Annotated in this window: 7 protein-coding genes; 4 read left to right on the top strand and 3 right to left on the bottom strand. The window is 65.3% G+C overall.

Translation table 11 applies throughout. From position 1 onward, the window contains the following. Positions 1 to 207 precede the first annotated feature (207 nt). On the bottom strand, positions 208 to 918 hold the full coding sequence (locus tag DS843_RS11010; RefSeq protein WP_149468935.1) for a Crp/Fnr family transcriptional regulator: 711 nt from the start codon (positions 916 to 918) through the stop codon (positions 208 to 210). Positions 919 to 1,117: 199 nt separating this feature from the next. Between DS843_RS11010 and hcp the strand changes: the two genes are divergently transcribed. After that, complete coding sequence (gene hcp / locus DS843_RS11005; protein WP_149468934.1) at positions 1,118 to 2,749, top strand: hydroxylamine reductase; 1,632 nt, start codon at positions 1,118 to 1,120, stop codon at positions 2,747 to 2,749. Positions 2,750 to 2,833: 84 nt separating this feature from the next. On the opposite strand, the gene DS843_RS11000 is transcribed toward hcp, so the two are convergent. After that, the gene (locus tag DS843_RS11000; RefSeq protein ID WP_149468933.1) at positions 2,834 to 3,448 is read right to left on the bottom strand and encodes a cold-shock protein; all 615 of its coding nucleotides are present in this window, start codon (positions 3,446 to 3,448) and stop codon (positions 2,834 to 2,836) included. A 351-nt stretch (positions 3,449 to 3,799) separates the two neighbouring features. Continuing rightward, the gene (gene recD2, locus DS843_RS10995) at positions 3,800 to 5,956 is read right to left on the bottom strand and encodes an SF1B family DNA helicase RecD2 (protein WP_408902073.1); all 2,157 of its coding nucleotides are present in this window, start codon (positions 5,954 to 5,956) and stop codon (positions 3,800 to 3,802) included. 280 nt (positions 5,957 to 6,236) lie between these two features. Here recD2 and DS843_RS10990 point away from each other — a divergent pair, with 280 nt between their 5' ends. The 3 genes from DS843_RS10990 (at position 6,237) to DS843_RS10980 (ending at position 16,042) form a co-directional block, all read left to right on the top strand. Continuing rightward, the gene (locus DS843_RS10990; protein WP_149468932.1) at positions 6,237 to 8,411 is read left to right on the top strand and encodes a malate synthase G; all 2,175 of its coding nucleotides are present in this window, start codon (positions 6,237 to 6,239) and stop codon (positions 8,409 to 8,411) included. Positions 8,412 to 8,899: 488 nt separating this feature from the next. Then, a complete protein-coding gene (locus DS843_RS10985) occupies positions 8,900 to 10,858 on the top strand; it encodes a methyl-accepting chemotaxis protein (protein ID WP_286192049.1) in 1,959 nt (652 codons plus the stop codon). Between the two features lie 288 nt (positions 10,859 to 11,146). Further along, positions 11,147 to 16,042, top strand: a complete 4,896-nt coding sequence (locus tag DS843_RS10980; protein WP_149468931.1) for a hypothetical protein — start codon at positions 11,147 to 11,149, stop codon at positions 16,040 to 16,042. Positions 16,043 to 16,319 lie beyond the last annotated feature (277 nt).

Raw genomic sequence — 16,319 nt, 5'->3', positions numbered from 1 at the left:
CTCCGCGCCGTCCGCAGCTTCCGGTCGCGGGACGATATCACAGCGCCGCCGCGCGTGAACATGCTCCTGCGACCCGGCACAACCCTTCATCGGCAAGCGGCCGGAAGCGACGACAACCTCGGAATGCATCCCATCCTGGTTCCGCCGCGCCCGGCGCCGGTCCTCTCAGCCCTTGCCCCTCAGCCCTTGCCCCTCAGCCCTTGCCCCTCAGCCCTTGCCGAGGTCGGCGTTGCAGAAGCGGCGCAGCCCGTCCAGGTCGGCGACGGACACCGTTCCGCCCTGCGTCTCCACCCCCATGCCGCGCAGCTTCGCCAGCGCGCGGGAGAAGGTTTCCGGCTGCATGCCGAGGCGCCGCGCGATCAGCGCCTTGTCGAAGGGCAAGGCGAAGCTGGCCGCCCCCGACCCTTCCGGGCAGAAGCGCAGCAGGAAGCTGCCGACCCGCTGCGCCGTCGGCTGGACCTGCAACTGCTCGATCTGCTGGACGAGGTGGCGCAGCCGCACCGACAGGGACCCCAGCATGGCGAAGGCGATCTGGTCGTCCTCGCGCAGGCAGCGGGCGAAGCCCTCCGCCGTCAGGGTCATGACGCGCGAATCGGCCACCGCCTCGGCGCAGACCGGGAACTTGCCGCTGGCGAACATGGCCGCCTCGGCGAAGGTCTCGCCGGGGGCGACGATGGTCACCACCGCCTCCGCCCCGTCGCGGGTCAGGCGGTAGAGCTTCACCCAGCCGTCGAGCAGCGCGAAGAAGCGGTCGGCGTCCTCGTCCTGCACGAACAGGGTGGTGCCGCGCGGCACCGTGCGCACCTGCGCGGTGCTGACCAGAAGCTCCAGCGACCGGTCGGGCAGGCGCCCGAACAGCGCGTTGGACCGCAGCGTCGCGGCGTCCTGGGGCCGGAAACCCGGCGGATCGTTCTTCATCCCTTCCCTCACCTCTTCACCTCCCCCAACAGGCCCGGCCCCACAATCCCGGCGCGGACGCCCCGTGGACGGGACATTCCGCCGCACCAGCGATTGCCGTTCCGTGCCGTCCGGCTTGACCTTGGTCAAGCCCTCCTTCGTTTCGACGCCCCAAGGATGCGGAACGAAACGGAACACGCATCCAGCGGGAGACAGCCCCATGTTTTGCTACCAGTGCGAACAGACCACGAGAGGCACCGCCTGCACCGTCCAGGGGGCCTGCGGCAAGCCCCCCGACACCGCCGCTCTTCAGGACCTGCTGGTCCATGCCGCCCAGGCAATTTCGCAGTATGCACATCGTTTGGGCAAGATGGGGATTCGCCGTAACGATGCGGACGTCTTCGTGCTGGACGCCCTGTTCACCACGGTCACCAACGTCAATTTCGACCCGGCCCGGCTGGAAACCCTGCTGCGCACCGCCGCGACCCTGCGCGACGATCTGCGCGCCCTCCTCGCGGAGCGCTGTCCCGAGGCGTTGACCGGCCCCGCCGCCTGGGTGCCCGCCGCGGATCTGGACGGGCTGATCGCCCAGGGCCGCGCGGTGAGCATCGACCGCCGGATCGCCGCGCTCGGCGCCGACCTTGCCGGGTTGCAGGAGCTGGTGATGTACGGGCTGAAGGGGGCCGCAGCCTACGCCTGCCACGCGCGCCTGCTGGGCCGGGAGGACGAGGGGGTCTACGCCTTCACGGAGGAGGCGCTGGCCGCGCTGGCCGAGGACACGCCGACCGTCGAGGGGCTGCTGGAGCTGTCGCTGCGCACCGGCGCCATGAGCGTGTCGGTGCTGGCTCTGCTGGACGGCGCCAACACGGGGGCCTATGGGCATCCGGTGCCGACCCCGGTGCTGATGGGCCATGTGAAGGGCAAGGCCATCCTGGTGTCCGGCCATGACCTGAAGGATCTGGAAGAGCTGCTGAAGCAGACCGAGGGCACCGGCATCAACGTCTACACCCACGGCGAGATGCTGCCCGCCCACGGCTATCCGGCCCTGAGGAAATACCCGCATCTGGTGGGCCATTACGGCGGCGCGTGGCAGCGCCAGCGCGGCGAGTTCGACGCCTTCCCCGGCGCCATCCTGATGACCACCAACTGCATCCAGCAGCCGGCGCCGGGCTACGCCGACCGCATCTTCACCTCCGGCCTCGTCGCCTGGCCGGGCGTCACCCACATCGCCGGCCACGACTACGCGCCCGTCATCGCGGCGGCGCTCGAGGCCGAAGGCTTCACCGACGAGTCGCCGGACCGCCGCCACACCGTGGGCTTCCACCACGACGCCGTGCTGGGGGTCGCCGGTCCGGTGGTCGAGGCGGTGAAGAGCGGCGCCATCCGCCACTTCACCCTGATCGGCGGCTGCGACGGGGCGGAGAGCGCGCGCAGCTACTACACCGACATGGCCGCGGCCCTGCCCCGCGATTCGGTGGTGCTGACCTTGGGCTGCGGGAAGTTCCGGGTGATCGACCAGGATCTGGGCACCGTCGCCGGATTGCCGCGCCTGCTCGACATGGGCCAGTGCAACGACGCCTATTCCGCCGTGAAGGTCGCGCTCGCGCTGGCCGACGCCTTCGGCGTGGGCGTCAACGACCTGCCGCTGTCGCTGGTGATTTCCTGGTACGAGCAGAAGGCCGTGGCCGTCCTGCTGGCGCTTCTGCATCTGGGCGTGAAGAACATCCGCCTCGGCCCGAAGCTGCCGGCCTTCGTCACGCCCGCGGTTCTGAAGGTGCTGGTGGACGCTTACAACATCATGCCGATCGGCACGGTGGAGGACGATTTGAAGGCCATGGGTCTGGCCGCGTAGCCAACACCCCGTACCCCGGAAAACGAACCGGGGCGCCTCCTCGCGGAAGCGCCCCGGCCGTCTTCTTCAGATGCCGAAGAAGGCTTAGCGGTACTCGACCTTGCCGGCCTCGGGGCCCTTCTGGCCCTGGCGGACGGTCACGCGCACCTGATCGCCTTCCTGGAGCGTCTGCATGCCGGAGCGGCGCAGCACGTTCACATGGACGAAGACGTCCTTGCCACCGGTGCTCGGCGTGATGAAGCCGAAGCCCTTGTCGGCGTTGAACCACTTGACGGTGCCGTCGACCTCTTCGCCGCCACCGGCGTCGTTGCCCCAGCCGCCGCGGTCGTAACCGCCGCCGCCACCGCCGCCGCCGTAGCCGCCACGGTCATAGCCGCCGCCGCCGAAGCCGCCGCCGCCCGTGCGGGCCGGACGGGCCGGCGCGCGGGACGCTGTGGAGGTGTCCACGGATTGAATGGAAGCGACCTGCGGACCCTTCGGGCCACGGGCGAGGTCGCAAACGATGGTGGTGCCTTCGTCGAGCGCGTCATAGCCGGCGGCCTGAACCGCGGAAACGTGCAGGAAGGCGTCGGGCGAACCGTCCTCGGGGGACACGAAGCCGAACCCCTTGGTGGGGTTGAACCACTTCACAGTGGCGGTGACGTTGGCCTTGGTGATCTCGGGAGCGCGGTAGCCCTGGCGGGGCGGGCGGTCGAACATGTGTCTTCAAGCTCATAAAGGGTGCCGAATTATCTTTGTCACAGGGTAGAGGCCGTCCGTCAAGCACGCCAAAGGCCAGACGCCCCTTCCTGCGACATTCGGCCAAGGGGAGGACCGTCCGTTCGGAAGAGGTGCCGGCCCCGGTGACGCCCGGTGCCGCCATCGTCCGGGCACCGGTCCCCTCCCCTCTCCGGATTGCGGAAGGAAAGGCATCACAGGAATGGTTTCAAGGACTTAGGGACAATCGAACCGTCTGCCCCGGGACTCTCACCGCATACCGGGGCAGGAGCCGCAAACGCCGCGCGCATACGTCTGTGACAAAAACCCGACATGGTTGTCCACACCGAAGGCTCACCCGGACGACAGCCATTCGCCCAGCTTCGTCCAGCGCCGCCGCCCCTGCGTCCCACGCACCGCCATGGCGAGCGCGCGGCGCTGGCCGAGCATCACCACGAGCGACTTCCCCCGCGTCACGCCCGTATAGATCAAATTCCGCTGGAGCATCGTGTAATGCTGCATCACCACGGGAATGACGACCACCGGGTATTCGGACCCCTGGCTCTTGTGGATCGTCGTGGCGTAGGCCAGGACGATCTCGTCCAATTCTCCGAAATCATAGATCACCGGGCGTCCGTCGAAGGTCGCGGTCAGCGTCCCTTCTTCCATATCGACGGCGGATACGATGCCGAGGTCGCCGTTGTAGACCTCCTTGTCGTAGTTGTTCTCCACCTGCATGACCTTGTCGCCGGGGCCGAAGGTCCAGCCGAATCGCTCGACTCGGGACTCGCCCGGCGGGTTCAGCACCTTCTGCAATTCGATGTTCAGAGACCGCGCGCCCAGGCCGCCGCGGTTCATCGGGCAGAGGATCTGCACGTCGCGCACCGGGTCGGCGCCGAATCGGCGGGGAATGCGGTCCCGCACCATCTCGATCAGCTTGCCCACCCCGGCCTCCGGAGTCGCCGCCTCGACGAAGTAGAAGTCGCTGTCCTCCCCGGCCTTCGGCGTTTCGGGCATCTGGCCGGCGTTGATCCGGTGGGCGTTGACGATGATCCGGCTGGTCGCCGCCTGCCGGAAGATCTCGGTCAGCCGCACCACCGGCACCGCGCCGGACCCGATCACGTCGCCCAGCACCTGCCCAGGCCCGACCGACGGCAACTGGTCCACGTCGCCGACCAGCAGAAGCGCCGCCCGCCCCGGCACGGCGCGCAGCAGGGCGTTCATCAGCGGCACGTCCACCATGCTGGTCTCGTCCACCACCAGCAGGTCGCAATCCAGCGGGTTGGTCTCGTCGCGCTTGAAGCCGCCGGCCTGCGGGTCGGTCTCCAGCAGCCGGTGGATGGTCCGCGCCTCCATGCCGGTGCTCTCGCTCAGCCGCTTGGCCGCGCGGCCCGTGGGGGCGGCCAGCGCGATGGACACGCCCTTGGCCTTCAGCACGGTCAGGATGCTGTTCACCAGGGTCGTCTTGCCCACGCCGGGGCCGCCGGTGATGACCAGCAGCTTCGCCGCGACCGCGCGGCGCAGCGCCTCCCGCTGCCCTTCGGCGAGGGTGATTCCGGCCTTCGCCTCCACCCAGGGGATGGCCTTCTCCGCGTCGATCTCCGGCCAGGGCACGGGGCCGCCGGCCAGCCGGCGCAGCCGCTCGGCGATGGCCAGCTCCGCCCGGTGGAGTCCGGCCAGGAACAGGCAGGGCTCCCCGCCCAGACTGTCGGCGATCACCGCGCCGTCCTGCCGCTCCAGCTCCGCCGCATCCTCCAGGATGGACGCGTCGATCTCCAGCAGCTTCACGGCCATGGGGATCAGCTCCGCCACCGGCACCCCGCAATGGCCCTGGTCCGTCGCCTCCGCCAGGGCATAGCCGATGCCGGCCCGCGCCCGGATCATCGCGGTCTTCTCGATGCCCAGCCTTGCCGCCACCGCGTCCGCCGTCTTGAAGCCGATGCCCCGGATGTCGCGGGCCAGCCGGTAGGGATTCTCGGTGATGAGGCGGATGGCGTCCGGCCCGTAGGTCTTGAAGATGCGCACCGCGCGCGACGTGCCGACCCCGTGGCTGTGCAGGAAGATCATGATCTCGCGGATCACCTTCTGGTCGGCCCAGCCGGCGATGATGCGCTGCGCCCGCTTCGGCCCGATGCCGGTGACCTGCCGCAGCTTGTCCGGTTCCTGCTCGATCACGTCGAACACGGCTTCGCCGAACGCCTTGACCATCTTCTTCGCGTAGACCGGCCCGATTCCCCGGATCAGGCCGGAACCGAGATACTTCTCGATCCCCTCCACCGTGGTCGGCGGGGTGGCCCTCAGGAAATCGGCCTTGAACTGGAGCCCGTGGTTGCGGTCGTTCACCCAGGCGCCCTGGGCCTGCACGAATTCGCCCGCGCCGATCGTGGCGGCGTGGCCGACCAGCGTGACGAGGTCGCGCTGCCCGCGCACCTTCAGCCGCAGCACGCAGAATCCCGTCTCCGGGCTGTGGAAGGTCACCCGCTCCACCAGCCCCGACAACGGTTCCCGCATGGCCGCGCCCGCGGCGGGGGATGCATGACCGGATATGTTCATGCCACCCAACATAGGCAGTGCCGGGCCTTTGGGGGAGTTCCCCGAGCAACCGCCGCATCGCATCAATTCGGAGGAAGACCGCGGCGCCGCGAATGTGTACCTTGTCGCCCAAAGCCCGCGCCGGGGACCGGACCGAACGGACGGCCCCGCAAGCGGGCGAGCGGTGAACAAAACGTCAGCCAACGACCAACAAACCGAAAAACCGCGGTGACTACGACTTCGGAAGGAAAGAGCAGCAATGGTGACGGAACGCATTCAGGTTGGCGGCTTGCAGGTTGCCACGGAGCTTCACCGCTTCATCGAGAACGAAGCCCTGCCGGGCACCGGCGTGACGCCGGAGCAATTCTGGTCGGGCCTTGACGCGATCCTCCACGATCTGGCGCCGCGCAACCGCGCGCTGCTGGCCAAGCGGGACGAGCTTCAGGCCCAGATCGACGCGTGGTACCGCAGCAGCCGCGGCCAGCCGCTGGACCGCGCGGCCCACACCGAATTCCTCAAGGAGATCGGCTATCTCCTGCCGGAAGGCCCGGATTTCGCCGTGACGACGGAGAACGTCGATCCGGAGATCTCCACCACCGCCGGCCCGCAGCTCGTCGTGCCGGTGATGAACGCCCGCTACGCGCTGAACGCCGCCAACGCCCGCTGGGGCAGCCTGTACGACGCGCTCTACGGAACCGACGCGATCCCCGACGCGGACGGGGCGGAGCGCAGCGCCGGCTACAACCCGAAGCGCGGCGGGAAGGTCATCGCCTTCGCCCGCGACGTTCTGGACCGCGCCGCCCCGCTGTCCGACGGGTCGCACGCCGACGCCGCCGGCTACACGGTGGACAACGGCCGTCTGGTCGTCGCGCTGAAGGACGGCCGCAGCACGGGCCTCGCCGAGCCGGAGCGTCTGGTCGGCTATGCCGGGGAGGCGTCCGCCCCCACGGGCATCCTGCTGGTCAACAACGGCCTGCATCTGGAAATCCGAATCGACCGCAGCCACCCGATCGGCAAGACCGACGCGGCGGGCGTCGCCGACCTCCTGCTCGAATCCGCCCTGACCACCATCCAGGACTGCGAGGACTCCGTCGCCGCCGTGGACGCGGAGGACAAGGTGCTGGCCTACCGCAACTGGCTGGGCCTGATGACCGGCACCCTGACTGCCAGCTTCCCCAAGGGCAGCGGCACGGTGGAGCGCCGGCTGAACCCCGACCGCAGCTACACCAGCCGGAACGGCGAGACGATCACCCTGCCGGGCCGCAGCCTGATGCTGGTCCGCAACGTCGGCCACCTGATGACCAACAGCGCCGTTCTGCTGAAGGACGGCAGCGAGGCGCCGGAAGGCATCCTCGACGGTATGATCACCTCGCTGATCGCGCTGCACGACATCAACGGCGCCCGCCTCAACAGCCGCGCCGGGTCCGTCTACATCGTGAAGCCGAAGATGCACGGGCCGGAGGAGGTCGCCTTCGCGGACGAGCTGTTCGCCCGCGTCGAGGACGCGCTGGGCATGGCGCGCAACACGCTGAAGATGGGCATCATGGACGAGGAGCGCCGCACCACGGTGAACCTCAAGGAGTGCATCCGGGCCGCGGCGGCGCGCGTGGTGTTCATCAACACCGGCTTCCTCGACCGCACCGGCGACGAGATGCACACCGCCATGGAAGCCGGCCCGATGATCCGCAAGAACGACATGAAGTCGTCCGCCTGGATCAAGGCCTATGAGGACTGGAACGTGGACACCGGCCTGCTCTGCGGGCTGAAGGGCCACGCCCAGATCGGCAAGGGCATGTGGGCGATGCCGGACCGCATGGCCGACATGCTGGCCGCCAAGATCGCCCACCCGCAGGCCGGCGCCAACACCGCCTGGGTGCCCTCGCCCACCGCGGCCACGCTGCACGCCCTGCACTACCATCAGGTCAACGTCGCCGCCCGGCAGGAGGAGCTGGCCCGGCGCGAGCGCGCCAGCCTGGACGCCATCCTGACCATCCCCATGGCCGACCGCCCCAACTGGTCGGAGGAGGAGATCCAGCAGGAGCTGGACAACAACGCCCAGGGCATCCTTGGCTACGTCGTGCGCTGGATCGACCAGGGCGTCGGCTGCTCCAAGGTGCCGGACATCAACAACGTCGGGCTGATGGAGGACCGCGCCACGCTCCGCATCTCCAGCCAGCACATCGCCAACTGGCTGCACCACGGCATCACCACCGAGGCGCAGGTCATGGAGACGATGAAGCGCATGGCCGCCGTCGTGGACAAGCAGAACGCCGGCGACCCGCTCTACCGCCCGATGGCCGCCGACTTCGACGGCAGCGTCGCCTTCCAGGCCGCCTGTGACCTCGTCTTCAAGGGCCGCGAGCAGCCGAACGGCTACACCGAGCCGGTGCTCCACCGCCGCCGCATCGAGGCCAAGGCGAAGGCCGCGGGCTAAACCAGCCCGGCCCCACCCGGCTTCCATCGAAGGCCCTTCCCCGTCCGCGGGGAAGGGCCTTTTTCTTTGCGCCGCAGCATGAAGATGTCCGCCACCAAGAAACGGACGTCTTGTCCTGCGAATGAATGCACTCGAGCAACGAAGGACAAAACCAACCCATACTTCACGCAACTTTCTCCAACGGAAACGCCAGAATCAGAAATCCGAAATTCATATGCAGCAAGCTTGAATCAGAGATAGCTCTCTGTCGCCAAGTGAACGCTCATTAATACTTCGTAATAGGATCAATGATAAACTTGCGCCAGCGGATGATTGAAGGAATTGTCCGAGCGAAGCGCTTTACGACCGCGCACAGTCCGCGGCAATATGTCACACGGAGCACTGCTATGAATCTTCTGCACGCCATGACCATCAAACGAAAAGCGAAGATGACTGCTTTGTTCGTTTTCATCGTCATGGCGACAGCAACTTTCTTCATTGGGAAAGAAATGTCGCTGCAGAAAGCCAACCTGGGCAACGTTCGCCAAACCGCCGACGAGGTGAGCCGGAAGGTGGTGCCGCTGAGCGGCCTGATCGCCGACATGCGGTACGACGTGGCGCAGGTGCAGCAGTGGCTGACGGACATATCCGCCACCCGCGGGCTGGACGGGCTGAACGACGGACCGGAAAAGGCCGCCGAGTACGCGACGGCGTTCGGGAAGCAGGCCGCCGAAGCCGATGCCATCGCGCGTTCGCTGGGTCTGACGGACATGGTGAAGGCGATCGACGCCACCCGCTCCGCCTTCCCGCCCTTCTACGAGCTGGGCCAGCGCATGGCCCGCGCCTATGTCGAGGGCGGCCCGGCGACGGGCAACGCCATGATGGGGCAGTTCGACGCCGTGGCCGAAAGCATGGACAAGGAGATGGAGCGGCTGCTCTCCGTCATGGAGCAGGTCCGCGAGCAGCGCCTGAACGGCCTCGACGCGGCGGTGAGCGACATCGAGGTCTCCTCCACCACTCTGGAGCGGTTGCTGATCGCGACGGCGGCGGTGACGCTGCTGCTCATCGCCTCCTCCATCGTCTTTCTGCGGCTGGCGGTGATCGGGCCGATCGACCGCATGCGCCTCACCATGAACAGCATGGCCGCCGGCAACCTGCGGGTGGAGGTCGGGTTCGAGGGGCGCGGGGACGAGATCGGCCAGATGGCCGATGCCGTGCGCGTGTTCCGCGAAGCCGGGCTGGAGAACGAGCGCCTGCGCGCCGAGCAGGAACGCGCCCGCGAGGCCGGCGAGGAGGAACGGCGCCAGGCTTTGGCCGCCATGGCCGACACCGTGGAGAGGGAAACCCGCGCCGCCGTGGAGCGGGTGGCCCGGCACGCCGAGCAGATGACCGGCAACGCCGAGACGATGGCCGCCTCCGCCGGCACGGTCAGCGACAACTCGCAGAACGTCGCCGCCGCGGCCAGCCAGGCGCTGGCGAACGCCCAGACCGTCGCCGCCGCGGCCAACGAGCTGTCCTCCTCGATCCGGGAGATCGGGCGCCAGGTGTCCGCTTCGGTGTCAGTGACCGGGCAGGCCGTGGAGAAGGCCGGCTCCGCCAGCACGATCATCGGTCACCTTTCCGAAGCGGTGGAGCGCATCGGCGCCGTCGCGCGCCTGATCGGCGACATCGCCAGCCAGACCAACCTGCTGGCTCTGAACGCGACCATCGAGGCGGCGCGCGCGGGCGAAGCCGGGAAGGGCTTCGCCGTGGTGGCGCAGGAAGTGAAGAGCCTCGCCAACCAGACCGCCCGCTCCACCGAGGAGATCGCCGGGCTGATCACCGACGTTCAGTCGGTCACCAGACAGGCCGTGGACCGGGTGGGTGAAGTCGCCTCGACCATCCATCAGGTCTCCGACATCTCCGCCTCCATCGCCGCCGCGGTCGAGGAGCAGGACGCCGCCACCCAGGAGATCGCCCGCACCGTCAACGAGACCAGCCACGCCGCGCAGGAGGTCTCCAGCCGCATCGCCCTGGTGTCCGAAGAAGCCAACCAGGCCGGCGGGCGGGCCGGCGGCATGCGTGCCGCCGCCGGGGAGGTGGCGCAGAGCATCGACGAGCTGCAGAGCATCCTGGTCCGCGTCGTCCGCACCGCGACCAGCGACGTGGACCGCCGCCGCAAGCCGCGTTTCCATGTCGACCTGCCCTGCACCATCGACGGCGCCGGAACCGGAACGGAAAGCGAGGCGCGGATCGTCAACCTGTCGACCGGCGGGGCGATGATCCGGAACGCGCCGGCGATGAGCGCGGGCGCCCCCGGCACGCTGCGCGCGCCCGGCCTGTCCCGCCCCGTGCCCTTCACGGTGAAGTCCTGCGAGCATGGCCAACTGCACGTCAGGTTCACCCTGCCGGAGGCCGACCAGCCGGCGTTGGACCGCGATCTGGCGATCCTGACGCGCGGCATGAGGCCGGACCGCAGCGCGGCCTGAGGCGCGGAGGGTTCGACTGGCCACGGCCTTTGCTTCCCCTTCGCCCCACCGTCGCGAGGGGAAGTCTTTCATGCGAATCGCACAGCCCGGCCCCGGTCAAGGCCCAGGTTAGCCCACCCACGCCGAACGGCGGGGTGGAGCCTGACGGTCGGCCGGAGACCCTTCATAGGACGTCCCTTCGTCCGTGTCCAAAATGGAGTCTTCCCGTTTCGGTACACTTCTCTTGCGACATGGTGACGGTTCGTCATACAACCGAGCGGTCGTAATCAACGGACGAAGCCGGCACCTATGGTCGCACGCTCAAGAACCGACCTGATCCTTTCCCTTCCGGAAGACCTGACGCCCGAACAGTTGCGCTATGATGTCCGGCCATTCTTATCCCTTAGCAATAGCAACAAGAGTCGGCATTTCGGCTTCTCCTTCAGCCCGCCGACACACTTTACACGCATCGTCGTCGATTGCGACAAGGTACAGCGGGGGACCGCAACCGGCGTTTGCGAGCTGATGAGCTTGCTCGACTGGCTGAAGGTCAACGGCAGCTTGCCTATCACCCTTAAACGAGCGCCGCGTCTTTCCCATGTGGGCCTGGATCAGCAACTCAAGCCGCTGACGACCTCCCTTACAGCCTTCCCTCTGATCCCCAAGCGCATTGACATTCCCCATTTCCATCCTGCGACCTCAGACGTTGGCTGGGAACACCGTAATCGCTTGATGAAGATTGCGAGGAGACTGGCAAATAACGTAGCAAGCACTCTGCCGGAAGTTGGGGACTCCCTGTTTCACAAAACGGCGCTTGAGTTCCTTCAGGAAGGCCTTCTCAATGCTTACGAACATGGGTTTGCCCTGTCCGAGAGCGGGGGAAGAGTCTGGGTCGCGGCATCCCTCCGGCCTGCTGAGAACCCTGCTGATTCCTGCTGGAATTGGTGGCACGGCCAATGCGCGTCCGGCGCCACGTCGGTTCTTGAGTTGGCCATCGCGGACAGCGGCGCCGGGGTGCCTGAGATGCTGGGCGATGCATTCCGGAAGAACGAGCATACGACAGAGTTCCACGACACCATTCTGGAATTCGCTCTGAGCCCTTTCGGCACCCGCAAAAGCCATGAGGACCATGCGAGCGAGACCCTCCGGCAAGGGTACCGGGGCCTGTATCGTATTCTTCATCACACACAGGCATTGTCGGGGCAGACTCTGCTCCGTTCGGGCCTGGGTCTCTACGGCTACGGCTTTGCTGAGTCCGACTCTTTTGCCATCCGCGCCACCGACCTGCGTGCGACCGGACCAAGAAGAGTGGCTTACAACCCCACAAGCGCCCTGCCCGGAACGACCCTCAGCATGTGCGTCGCGCTTCCCCTGCCCTTGCGCGCCCACCCGCCGCGGCAGGCATCGGGAACCCGAACGGTCGAGTACGATGCCTCCCACATCACCGCTCACCCCATGCTCTGGCAACAATCCAGCCGGACGGTCGATGATTATGTCCGCCAATTCAACTTAGGCATAAAGGAAGACTTCGTCAGTCGCGAGACCGCCGGCACCTTCAAGGAGCCCACCGGTCAAGGTCCACGCCTTACCGCTCTCATCCACCCTGGCCCTCGCCTGATATGCACACCAGGAACCGATGAGCGTGAACGTTGGAATGCAATGGTCATCATGATGGCCGAGAACACGCATCCGAATTTCATTCCAGTCCATTTCTTCTTCGATGTCCCGCAAGACGACCTGAGGCTTGCCCAGGAAACGTTCTGGAGCGTCTGCACTCAAAAATCGTTCGATATGCCAGTTATTTGCGGGTTGCAGTCGCCTCGCGACGGCCACTTGTACTGGTTCATATTCATTCCCGACCAGGAGAGGGCATCGCTGAGGCTATCGTTAACGCGCGAGTTCCAGGGCGAGAAGGCTGACGATTGGGGAAGGATGCTTGAAGCGACCTACCGGAACGTGGTGTCGGTCGACCGGACCGCCAGCGGCTTCCGGCTGCGCTTGAACTTGCCCGACCGCGTGACTGCAGCCTTTCAAAGCGAAGTCCTGGGCACAATGGTGCGCCGATTGGCCGAAACACCTACGCGCAGCGCGCCCTGGTACTGGGAGGCCGGCAAGGACGAAAAAACCCTGGTAAAAACGCGCAGCGGCAAGATCGTGAAGCATTATGTCACGGCCTTCGCCCTGTGCCTCAACGAACCCATCGTCGAGATGACCATGATCACCATGCTGGAAGCCCACATCGACGAGATGCGGGCCGGAAAGGATGGCCGCGTCATCATGGTTCCGGATGACACCAGCGAATCCTCCTACATCCTGGCCAAGCGACTCCGGTCTCGCCTGAACGCACGCCAGCGTGTGGAGGTCATCCACGTCGATCAGCTTAACCATTCCACGAAGCCGAACGATATCATTCTGGCCTTTACCGACGCGATCCACACGTCGGAACGCATCCGCAACCGCCTCGAGAAGCAAAGCCAAGAGGGTCTGGAAACCCATTCCGTCTTCGCCTGCCTGGACTTGCGGAAACCGGAGGCGGCTTGGCCCGCGGAACTCCCTACGCTGATCTCCGTCATCCGCTGGCCCCTGTTGCCGCCGCTGAAATCCGACGAGACGGAGACCGCTGGCTACACCATGGTCACGATCGACGCGTTGACCCATGAAATGCTGCCGGCCGGGGGGGATTACGGAAAAAAATCATCGCATGTCTATTATCGCGATTTCGCTTGGCGCAATCCATGCGTTCCCTTTCCCAAGCCCGATCTGCTAACCCGGTTGCAGGTCGCTCCGGAGCAGATCGGATACCGGATCGATCTGCTTCCCTATGGACTCCAGCATGTGGACGAACGCCTGAACGTCGCCCGATTTCAGGACGATCATGCCCTGAATGACCCGGTTTTCCGGGAGCAGGTGGCGCGCTGGCTCGCCGCCGTGATCGGCTCCATCGCCCCCGCGCAAGAACACGATGTGGTGTTGTTCTGCCGGGACGAATGCGGCGTTTTCCGAAGCCGGCGCAGCCTGGCGGAAAGAGCCCTGGAACTTTTGGAGGAAATCGGCCAACCACTCAAGAGCATCCTGTGGCTTGCGCCGCTGGCCGCCACCCGCAAGGGGGCACGCCCCATTCTCAGCCACCATCCGGCAACCCGGACGCTGGAAGCGGAAGCCGTAGCCCTTCCGAAGGGCGATCAGACCGAACTCGCACTCCGGCAGCGCCAGGTAGCCGACAACTATGTGGCCTTGTTCGTCGACAGTGCGTGCGCCAGCGGCCGCACCATCCGCGACTTCTTGCTGCCCATGGTCGACATAGAACTACAGCCTCGTCCGAGCAAGCTGGTCGTTTGCCCCCTGGTCAGCCGGCTTCCCGCCATGGAAGAGAAGATTCTGCTGCGCACCCGCCGCCTGAGCACCGGTTGGGGCGACCTGCATCCCGATGAAACCAGCGAACAGCCGGAAGTTTCCCTGCATTTCGCAGCCCTCCTCCAACTGAGGACCCCTGTGTATGCGAATGCGGACCTTGTCCCCGGCCTGCTTCGAATCAAGGACCTCCTCGTCCGGATCGACGAGACGTGGCATTCTGACATGCGGCGATGGAAATCAGGCGTTCAAGGAAATCTGGACTCCCTGGTGGAACGCATCACCCAAGTCGAATCCTACCCTCTTTACGTCGATCTTTACGACGATGCGCCCGAACGCGAAACCAGGGTAACAGAGGACACGCTGCTCATTCGGCAGTTGCTGAGCTTGCATCAGGAAGGCATTGCTGTGATCAGCCCGCTGGTCAGCCTTCTTCGCAAATGCACCATCGTCGAAAAAGACCATTCCCTTCTGGTCGTGCTGGCTCTCGAACCGGACCTGCTGAAAGACGATATCCTGCGCGGTTCGTTCCGGGACGACATTGCCAATCTGGCGATGAGTGCCCTCGACCTCCCCGCCTCGCGTCGTTCCTCTCCTCTTCACAGTTGCGCCCTCTGGGTGCTCCGTCTGCTTGAGGAGCCCTTCGAGAACCAGCAGGACAGGATCGCCAAACGCTGCGTGCTCAACGAACATCTGCGCGGCCAGTGGCTGTCGCTGATCCAAACCTATCCGAAGGGTCGCGGTGCTTTATCCAAGACTGCCAAAGATGCAGTAACGGACCTCTATATGGCGCATGAGGGCTCGCAGGATGACGTTCGGCGCATGTTGAGCCGGTGCGGCAATCTCCTCGCTTTATGGAACGAGGGCATCAGCGGCAGGATGCCACAGGATTACCAACAGGCTCAGCACTGCATCCGGACATTCCTGAGAGAGGCACGCACTCGTCACGACGAAGTCGGCTTTCCGGTGTGGAACAGATTTACCAGAGCCTTCAATCAACTACCTTCCGTTGCCTCGCCACTCCCGGCCTTTACCAGCACGGATTGGAGGAAGGCCCAGGACTTTCTTGAAAGCAGCATCATTCAGGCCCTTGAAGCCATTCATATCCTGAGCGGCCCGAGCCGGCGCGAGGAACCCCACGCCGCCATGAGCGCAGCAAGGGACGCCTTCCATTATGCTCGGATCGCAACCACCGATGCCGCACGAGTAGCCGAATGGGGAAAGGTTCTGAGCAACACGATGAACCGTTCTGTAGAATGGTTGTTTGCGAGCAACCGCGGCAAGATCATCGGCGATAACGAAGCCACCGAACAGGGGGGCATAATCGATCGGATGTTGCCAGAAGTAGTGCAGGAACCGGTTGGCCTTCTGCTTCATACACTGACTTCCGAACTGGGAGAGCGGTTCCAGCTTGAGCTTGACCTCGACCCAAGATTGAAGAGGAGCAACCGACTGCGCCTCGTCTCATCGTCTGTGGCAGTTTCCGTAGGAATGCTGATCCGTGAGATTTGGATGGAGGCGGATCGACTGCCACTGGTATGGGACAAGCAAATCAATCTATTACGCAGAGTCTTTCGGCTGATGGCAGGAAATATCTCGAACCATGGAGACCACAATTTTCCTTGCAGCATCACCGTGCGACTCCTCGAATTGGGCGAAGGTCAGAAGGTTAGCTTAACATTGAAGAATCTGGCAAAAGAGCCAAGCGTGCCGGGCAACGGTGCCGGCCACAGCCAGATCAACCGACTTGTCGACGCTGCAGGCGGAAGTTTCACGCAGGAAATCAATGAGAATCTCTTTGTATGCCACCTGGTGCTGCCAGTAGAGTTTATCAGCCTTGAGGAGAGGACGTAATGTCGACTAAATTCTTTATTTTTGATGATGATGTCCTGGCGGTCAGTGAAATGATTGGCTTAATTGAAGCTCTTGGATACAAAAGATCCAGCATCTGGCCACCCACGCACCAAACCGTCACATCGTGGCCAGAGGTATGGCGTATTCTTCTAAGAGTCTGTCCAGAAAGATTATTTCCGAGCGAGGCGGCGGAGCATGAGACGGATCATGGCGAGGCGGATGAAGGCGACGGAGGTGCGGAGGTATAGTTCGTAATGGCGCACCAAGCGGCGGCAGC

This window comes from Roseomonas genomospecies 6 (genome assembly GCF_008365375.1).
Classification (GTDB): domain Bacteria; phylum Pseudomonadota; class Alphaproteobacteria; order Azospirillales; family Azospirillaceae; genus Azospirillum.
Note: the sequence above shows the minus strand (reverse complement) of the source record. Positions and strands in the feature narration are given on the sequence as shown.

Bases quoted from the DNA above. Each gene is read 5' to 3' on its own strand.
- hcp (WP_149468934.1), top strand. From the start codon at position 1,118: ATGTTTTGCTACCAGTGCGAACAGACCACGAGAGGCACCGCCTGCACC.
- DS843_RS10985 (WP_286192049.1), top strand. From the start codon at position 8,900: ATGTCGCTGCAGAAAGCCAACCTGGGCAACGTTCGCCAAACCGCCGAC.
- DS843_RS11000 (WP_149468933.1), bottom strand. From the start codon at position 3,448: ATGTTCGACCGCCCGCCCCGCCAGGGCTACCGCGCTCCCGAGATCACC.
- DS843_RS10990 (WP_149468932.1), top strand. From the start codon at position 6,237: ATGGTGACGGAACGCATTCAGGTTGGCGGCTTGCAGGTTGCCACGGAG.
- DS843_RS10980 (WP_149468931.1), top strand. From the start codon at position 11,147: ATGGTCGCACGCTCAAGAACCGACCTGATCCTTTCCCTTCCGGAAGAC.
- DS843_RS11010 (WP_149468935.1), bottom strand. From the start codon at position 918: ATGAAGAACGATCCGCCGGGTTTCCGGCCCCAGGACGCCGCGACGCTG.
- recD2 (WP_408902073.1), bottom strand. From the start codon at position 5,956: ATGCGGGAACCGTTGTCGGGGCTGGTGGAGCGGGTGACCTTCCACAGC.